Origin of the sequence: Amycolatopsis sp. NPDC004079 (assembly GCF_040610415.1) — a bacterium.
GTDB lineage: Bacteria > Actinomycetota > Actinomycetes > Mycobacteriales > Pseudonocardiaceae > Amycolatopsis > Amycolatopsis halotolerans.
In genome coordinates this window covers 1-7,895 of sequence record NZ_JBEXMH010000142.1, presented here as the reverse complement: position 1 = coordinate 7,895, position 7,895 = coordinate 1, and the positions used below count along the sequence as shown (strand labels likewise).

Below are 7,895 nucleotides of genomic sequence, written 5' to 3'. Positions count from 1 at the left end.
AGCCAGAGGGCATCTGCGCGTCCAGACACGACCTACAACACCACAAACACCGGTGGATCCAGGTCAGATTCCCTCAAGGAGCCCTTCACGGACCTGCGGGGCTCGAGCACCCGAGCGGGTCACTCCGCTGTGGACACGTCCGGAACCGTCAGCAGTGTCAGCTCCGCGTCGTCCAGCGCCTCCAGGTCGACGTCCGGGCCGGCCAGCCGCATCGCCTGCGCGCGGATCGCGCGTTCGAGCAGGCCGCGGGCCGAACGGCCGTTCGCGAAACCGGTGCCGCGGTCGAGACCGGCCATGAATCCGGGCAGCGCTTCGGCGAGCCCGGCGTCGAGGCGGTAGCCCTGTTTGCCCGCCATGGCCGTGAAAATCGCGGCGAGCTGGGCGTTGTCGTAGTCGGCGAAGTGCACGGTGGCGCCGAAGCGGGACCGGAGGCCCGCGTTGGCGTCGAGGAAGCGGTCCATGTCCGCCGGGTAGCCCGCGGCGATCACGATCAGGTCCTCGCGGTGGTTCTCCATCTGCACCAGCAGTTCGGCGACCGCCTCGCCGCCGAAGTCGGCGCCGTTCGAGTAGGTCTGGACCAGGTTGTACGCCTCGTCGATGAAGAGGAGCCCGCCGATCGCCCGCTCGCACACCTCACGGGTTTTCGGCGCGGTCTGGCCGATGTACTCGCCCACCAGGTCCGGCCGCGCGACCTCCACCAGGTGCCCGGACGGCAGCACGCCGAGTTCGCGGTACAGCTGCCCCATCAGGCGCGCGACGGTCGTCTTCGCCGTGCCCGGGTTGCCGGTGAACACCAGGTGCCTGCTGCGCGCCCCGACCGGCAGCCCGGCCTTGCGGCGGCGCGCGTCCAGCCGCGTTTCCGCGACCAGCGCACGGACCTGCGACTTCACCTCGTCCAGGCCGATCATCCCGTCGAGTTCGGCCAGCAGGTCGTCCAGTCCCCGGCGCGGTCCGGCGTCGTCGCTGACCGCGACCCCGGCTTCGCCCGGCAGGTCCGCGGCCACCAGGACGGCCAGCTGATCCGACGGCGTGTCCGGCGCGGCGGCCAGGCGGCTGGACTGCCCGCTGATCGCGGCTTCCAGCAGGCCGCGCGCGGACCGGCCGTTCGCGAACCCGCGACCGCGCGGAATGCGGCGGATCGCCTCGGGCAGCGCCGCGGAGAGGTCGGCGGACAGCTCGTAGCCCTGGCCCTTCGACATCACCGTGAAAATCCCGGCGAGTTCTTCGTTGGAGTAGTCCGGGAACTCGATCCGGCCGGAGAACCGCGACCGCAGCCCGGGGTTGGACTCGAGGAACTCGTCCATCTGCTTGGGATAGCCCGCGACGAAGACGACGAGGTCCTCGCGATGGTTCTCCATCTGCACCAGCAGTTCGGTGACGGCTTCCTTGCCGTAGTCGTCGTTGTCGTCGCGCACGAGGTTGTAGGCCTCGTCGATGAACAGCACGCCGCCCGCAGCCCGCTCGCACACCTCGCGCGTCTTCGGCGCGGTCTGGCCGGTGAATTCGGCGACGAGGTCACCGCGGCCGACTTCGACCAGGTGTCCGGACGGAAGCACGCCCAGCTCGCGGTAAATCTGCCCGACCAGCCGCGACACGGTCGTCTTGGCCGTGCCGGGGTTGCCGGTGAAGAGCAGATGGCGGCTGCGTACGGCGACCTTCATGCCCGCGTCGCGGCGCCGCGCGTCGACGGCCATTTCGTCCACCATGGACCGCACGCGCTGCTTCACGGAGTCGAGCCCGATCATCGCGTCCAGCTCGGCCAGCAGCTCCGGAAGACTGCGCCGTGGTCCGGAATCGTCCACCGCGCCCACTCCGGACTCGCCGGGCTGCGGCAGGTCTGCGGCGACGAGCGTGACCAGGTCCGCGCCGCCGTCGGTGGTCAGCCGGGTCGACTGCTTGCCGATCGCCGCTTCCAGCAGCACGCGCGCGGAGCGGCCGTTCGCGAAGCCGCGGCCGCGCGGGATCCGTCGGACCGCCTCGGGCAGCGCCGCGAGCAGGTCCGCGGACAGCTCGTAGCCCTGGCCCTTCGCCATCGCGCGGAAGATCTGCGCGAGCTCGTCGTTGGAGTAGTCCGGGAATTCGATGGTGCCGGCGAACCGCGACCGCAGGCCGGAGTTGGACTCCAGGAAGGCGTCCATCTCCTTGGGGTAACCGGCCGCGAAAACCACCAAGTCCTCGCGGTGGTTTTCCATCTGCACCAACAGTTCCGCGACGGCTTCCCGGCCGAAGTCGTCGTCCTTGTCGTTCACGAGGTTGTAGGCCTCGTCGAGGAACAGCACGCCGCCGACGGCCCGCTGGACCGCCGCGCGGGTCTTCAGCGAGGTCTGGCCCACGTACTCGCCGACCAGGTCGGTGCGGGTCACCTCGACGACGTGGCCCTTCGGGAGCGCGCCGAGCGCTTGATAGATCTTGCCGAGCAGCCGGGCGACGGTCGTCTTGGCCGTGCCCGGATTTCCGGTCAGCAGCAGGTGCCGGCTGCGCACGGCGACCTTCATGCCCGCTTCCCGCCGCCGCGCGTCGATCGTCATCTCCGACGTCAGCGAGCGGACCCGCTCCTTGACCGCGGCGAGGCCGATCATCCCGTCCAGCTCGGCGAGCAGCTCCTCGATCGAGGATCCGCCGCGCTGGCCCGCCGCGGCCACGAGCGGCTCGATGTCCGGGTGCCCGATCTCGATCCGGGTGCCCGGCATCGCGCCGCGGCTGATCGCCTGCCGCGAGGACGCGTCCAGCAGCGCCTCCACCGTGCGGGCGCTGGGTTCCTTGGCCAGCGCGGCGAGCCGGTCGCGCACGTCGGGCGGCAGGCCGAAGGAGCGCTCCTGGGCGAGGACGTCGAGCAGCGCGGCCGCCGCAGCGGGCCGGTCGAACCGGGGCAGCCGGTACTGCAGCATGTTTTGCACCAGGTCAGGGGCCTCGGTGCGGAGCTGTTCGAGCACCTTTTCGGTGCCGTCCAGGATGATCAGGCGGCAGCTGTCCTGGTCGCGCGCGTAATTGCGCAGCAGGCGGACGGTGGCGGCGACATCCTTGTCGAACAGCGCGTCGACCCGCTCCGCGAGCAGCAGCGCGGAGCCGCCGTTCTCGATGTCGTTGATCGTCGCGGGCACCGAGCGCTCGATCGGATCGTCGGCGTACTCGGCGAGCAGGGCGGCGCAGTCGAAGAACTGGGCGGTGTCGAACCCGACCTCGGCCTCGGTCAGCGACGCCTTCATCGCCCGGGTGAACCGGCGCTGGCCGGTGTTCGCCTCCCCCACGAGCAGGATGAACGGGTTCGGCTGCTTGGTGCCCGCCGTCATCCGGGCCGCTTCGCGCTTCTCCCACTCGGCGTAGGCCGTTTGCCACTCCTCGTACGCCTTCTCGTAGCGGGACTGCTCCTTGCGCTGCCACATGCGGTTGCCCGCGGCCAGCAGGTCCAGCGTGACCGACCGGCTGTGCCGCGCCATGTCGCCGAGCACGTTGTTGCCGGAGCCGTCCGAACCCGGCCGTTCCGGTTCGGGCGGCGGCGGTTCGCCGGGGCCGTTCGCGGTGCCGTGCCGGGTGGCGTCCGCCCAGGCGACGATCCGGGTGGCGCGCGCGACGAACTCGGCCGTCGACTCGGTTCCGGCGACGAACATCCCGGACTGGCCCAGGTTCTCGACCCGGATCTGCGGCGGCTGCGCAGTCGCGGGATTCGGCGCCGGGGCGCTCGCGGGGAGCGGCGGCGCGGACGGCGGGGCGGCGGGCGGCGGTCCCGAAGGCGCGGGCGGCGGCTGTGCCGGGACTTGCCCGGACCACGGGCCGCCCTGCGGCGCGGGCGGGAACCCGGGCTGCGGCGGGCGGTAACCCTGCGGAGGAGAAGGCGGGCCGTTGTAGCCGCCCGGGTTCCCTTGCGGCGCAGGCGGTCCCGCGTATCCGCCGGGATTGCCCTGCGGTCCGGCATAGCCGCCGGGGTTGCCCTGCGGACCGGCGTAACCGCCCGGGTTTCCTTGCGGTCCGGGGAATCCGCCCGGGTTGCTCTGCGGGCCCGGGTACTGCGGCCGAGGTCCGTTGCCGGGGTAGCCCTGCTGCCCGCCCGGGTACTGCTGCGGCGCGCCGTACCCGCCCGGCGCTCCCGGTGCGGGTGCGCCCGGCGGCGGAGCGAGCCGGGCGGCCGCGCGGTAGCCGGGGTCCGCGGGCGGCTGCGTGTACTGCCAGCTCCCGTCCGGCAGCCGCCGCTGCCACGCCTGGCCGGGGACGAGCAGCCATCCGACGCCGTCCGGGCCGGTCAGCGCGGCCGTCCGGCCCGCCGCCGCCTCGGACTGTGCGGCCTGGAATGCGTCCCACCCTGCGCGCGTCAAAAAAACCAGCTCCCCCTCAGGTGCCCGTGCGGCAAGCCCGCCGCCGCCCCATTGTGCCCAACCCGGGACGCTCCGCGACGGCTAGTCGCCGAAGTCGCCCGTTCGCCCCTCGCCCGCGGTCACCACTGCAGGGCTTGTTTGAGCTGTTTGACCGCGATCGGCGCGAGTGTCGTGTTGAACGTCGCGGACGGGTGGTTGTCGTCCATGTAGACCAGCACGTTCCCGACGACCGCGCGGCAGCGCTTCTGGTCGCAGTAGTAGTCGGTGAAGTCCAGGAACGACACGTTGTCCGGGATGTCCTCGACGCGCTCCCACGACGGCGCCGGGGCCACCGCGGCGGGCCGCGGCACCGAGCACGACGCGTCGGTCGGGCTCTTCTGCGCGACACAGCTGGCCATGTTGAACGCGTAGCGCGGGTTGTCGCGGACGGCCACGACCGGGATGTTCGCGTCGTTCAACTCGGACCAGACGTCGACGAAGCCCTTCGGCGTCGACTCGTTCGGCCCCGGCTTGGCGTTGACCGTGCCGAGCATGACGACCGCGTCCGGGCGCGTGTCGAGCAGTTCGTCGGTGGCGGCCTTGTTCCAGTCGATGCAGTTCTTGTCGCCGGGCATCAGCTCGGAGCCCGACGAGTACGGGCACGCGCCCTTCAGCATGGTCGAGACCTGCCAGCCGTCGGAGACGACCGCGGGCCGGAAGGCGGCGAGGTACTGCTGGATGTGCGAATCGCCGACGAGCACGATCCGTTTGGTCGGCGGCCCCTCCGGGCCCTCCGTGCAGATCTCCAGTTCCTTGTTGCGCGGCGACTTCGAGCACTGGTCCGGCGAAATGCGGGCCCAGTCGTCGGCGAGCTTCACCGTGGGCGGCACGATCGACGGCGCCGGCGTGCCGCGGTAGACGAAGCCCGGCGCGTGCGCGATCGCGCCGGGGTGGTCCGGGTCGCCGATGGCGATCTCGTAGTTCGCCCGCGCGCTGCTCACGCCCTGCCAGACGCCGCTCGCGACGAGCACCGGGGCCAGCGCGAGCACGCCAAACCGGTAAGAGCCCCAGTGTTTCGCGGTACCGATCTTCGACAGCCGGATCGGGTTCTCAATCAGGTGGTAGGTCAGGATCGAGAGCAGGAACGACACGCCGACCACGAACGTGCCGCCGAGCAGGCCGACCGCCGCCCGGTCGCGGATGATCAGGTAGAACACCAGCACCGGCCAGTGCCACAGGTACAGCGAGAAGCTGAGATTGCCGACGTAGCCGAGGAATTTCGAGCTGAGCCAGCGGTCCGCGCCGAGCACGCTGCCGGTCTGCCCGGCCACCAGCACCAGGCCGGCCGAGACGGTCGGCCACAGCGCGATCCAGCCGGGGAACACGCTGTCGACCTCGAGCAGGACGCCGCACAGCACCAGCCCGGCGACGCCGACCCAGCCGAGCACGATGCGCAGCAGGCGCGGCAGCGTCACCTGGTCGAGGAACATCGCCATCAGGCCGCCGAGCGCGAACTCCCACACGCGGGTGAGGCCGTGGAAGTAGGCCAGCGGCTGGTCGGCCGCGGTGAGGTAGACCGAGTACGCGAGCGAGGCCGCGAACAGGACGACCAGCAGCAGGTTCACCGTGCCGCGCAGCGACCAGCCGAGGCGGCGCACGAGCAGGCCGAGCCCGACGAACAGCAGCGGCCACACCAGGTAGAACTGGCCCTGGATGGACAGCGACCAGAAGTGCTGCACGAGGCTGGCGCTGTTGTGCTGGGCGAAGTAGTCCACCGAATCGGCCGCGAGCTGCCAGTTCTCGTAGAACAGCGCCGACGCGACGACCTCGCGGATGGTCTGGAACCAGCGGTCCTGCGGCAGCAGCAGCTGCGACACGACCACGACGGTCAGCAGCACGGTCATCGCGGCCGGGAAGAGCCGCTTGATCATCCGGCCCCAGGTGGCGCGCAGCTCGATCCGGCCGCGCAGCAGCGCCCGGTAGAGCTGGCCGGTGATCAGGAACCCGGAGACGAGGAAGAACACGTCGACGCCGCCGGAGATCCGGTCGAACCACACGTGGTAGACGACCACCAGCACCGAGGCGAGCGCCCGCACGCCCTGCAGCTCGGGCCGGAACCGCGCCTGCGCGCTCGGCCCGGCGGGAGGATGGCCGGATCGTTCGGGGGCGGCCACAGTGCTGCCGGACATGCAGGTTCCTCCCGAGGGCCGGTAGCCGGCCAGTGGCCGCCGGCTACTGGTCATGTGCGGACACTAGCTATACGTGACGGCTCGTAGCGTCACGCATCCGGGGTCCCCCGATGGAGCCGCTCGGCACACCCGGTCCTCGCGGTAGTTATCTTGACCGGGTGCCCGATTCCCGCCCTCCGTCCGTCCGCCGCGCGCGGATCGCCGACGTCCGCAAGATCAAGGCCCTCGTCGACTCCGACGCGGGCCGCGTGCTCCTCGAAAAGGATCTGGTCACGCTCTACGAGGCGGTGCAGGAATTCTGGGTCGCGACCGATGAAGAAGCCGGTACCGAGGACGTGCTGGGCGCCGCCGCGCTGCACGTGTTGTGGGAGGACATCGGCGAACTGCGCACCGTGGTGGTCGACAAAGCGGCGCGCGGCCGCGGGATCGGCCGCGCGCTGGTCGGCAGGCTCGTCGAAGAGGCCCGTGAACTGGGGCTGAAACGGCTGTTCGTGCTGACGTTCGAGACGTCGTTCTTCTCCGGACACGGATTCGTCGAAATCGACGGCGCTCCGGTGTCGCACGAGGTGTACGCGGAAATGCGGCGCTCGCTCGACCCGGGCGTCGCGGAGTTCCTCGACCTGCCTTACGTCAAGCCGAACACGCTCGGGAACTCGCGCATGCTGCTCGAGTTCTGAACCCTCACGAGAACCGCACGAGAATCCGGTTCCCCGACCCGTCCACGGCCTCGAGCTTCACCGTCGTGCCCGCGAAGGACGTCGCGTCCGGGCCCTGGCGGCCGGTGTGCAGCTGGACGGACGTGTGCTCGCCGCGACCCGGCTCGGTCAGGACCAGCGCCACTACCGCCTCCCCCGCCACGAAGCACTGCCTGCCCGGCTTGCAGCGCGAATCCGAGACCAGCTGGCGGTAGCGCACCGTCAGGTCCCGGCCGGCGACCTGCACCTCCTGGCCGGGCGTGAGCGCCACGTTCCCGCCCAGTTCAGCGGCAGGCGGTCGCGACGGTGTCTGCGCGACGGCGACCGTGCCGCCCGCGCACCCGGCCAGCGCGGCGGCCGTCCCGATACCCAGTGCGAGCTTCTTGAGGTCCATGCGCAGTGGACGAGCCGGACGGGCCGGCAGGTTGCACGCGCGGCTCAGAATCAATGCCAGAACTTAAGTCGGGCGGGACCAGACTGTCGGTGAGGGGAACCCTGAGGGACTCTGAGTCCCCATGCCAGGAATTTAAGGCTGTGATGTGGACGCGCTTCCGGCTTGTTTCCCCAGCTCAGCTGATTCGGCCCGGTTGAGCGCACGTCGCTGTGGGCCTCGGGCCCGGGAGCGGAAGCCGGTAGTGGTCCGTGAGGGGAACCCTGAGGGAATCAGATTCCCACAGGGTTACCCGCACCGACATAAATAACCCGCCCCCAGGTTTAAAAAA

Annotated in this window: 4 protein-coding genes; 1 reads left to right on the top strand and 3 read right to left on the bottom strand. The window is 70.8% G+C overall.

What is annotated here, in order from left to right:
• Positions 1-119 precede the first annotated feature (119 nt).
• Positions 120-4,310, bottom strand: a complete 4,191-nt coding sequence (locus ABZX37_RS48990) for an AAA family ATPase (RefSeq protein WP_354751207.1) — start codon at positions 4,308-4,310, stop codon at positions 120-122.
• Between the two features lie 119 nt (positions 4,311-4,429).
• Positions 4,430-6,478 carry an acyltransferase family protein gene (locus tag ABZX37_RS48985; protein ID WP_354751206.1) on the bottom strand — a complete coding sequence of 683 codons (2,049 nt, stop codon included), beginning with the start codon at positions 6,476-6,478 and terminating at the stop codon, positions 4,430-4,432.
• A 110-nt stretch (positions 6,479-6,588) separates the two neighbouring features.
• Here ABZX37_RS48985 and ABZX37_RS48980 point away from each other — a divergent pair, with 110 nt between their 5' ends.
• A complete protein-coding gene (locus ABZX37_RS48980) occupies positions 6,589-7,155 on the top strand; it encodes an amino-acid N-acetyltransferase (protein ID WP_354751205.1) in 567 nt (188 codons plus the stop codon).
• 4 nt (positions 7,156-7,159) lie between these two features.
• Here ABZX37_RS48980 and ABZX37_RS48975 read toward each other — a convergent pair whose 3' ends face one another.
• Positions 7,160-7,567 carry a hypothetical protein gene (locus tag ABZX37_RS48975; RefSeq protein ID WP_354751204.1) on the bottom strand — a complete coding sequence of 136 codons (408 nt, stop codon included), beginning with the start codon at positions 7,565-7,567 and terminating at the stop codon, positions 7,160-7,162.
• Positions 7,568-7,895 lie beyond the last annotated feature (328 nt).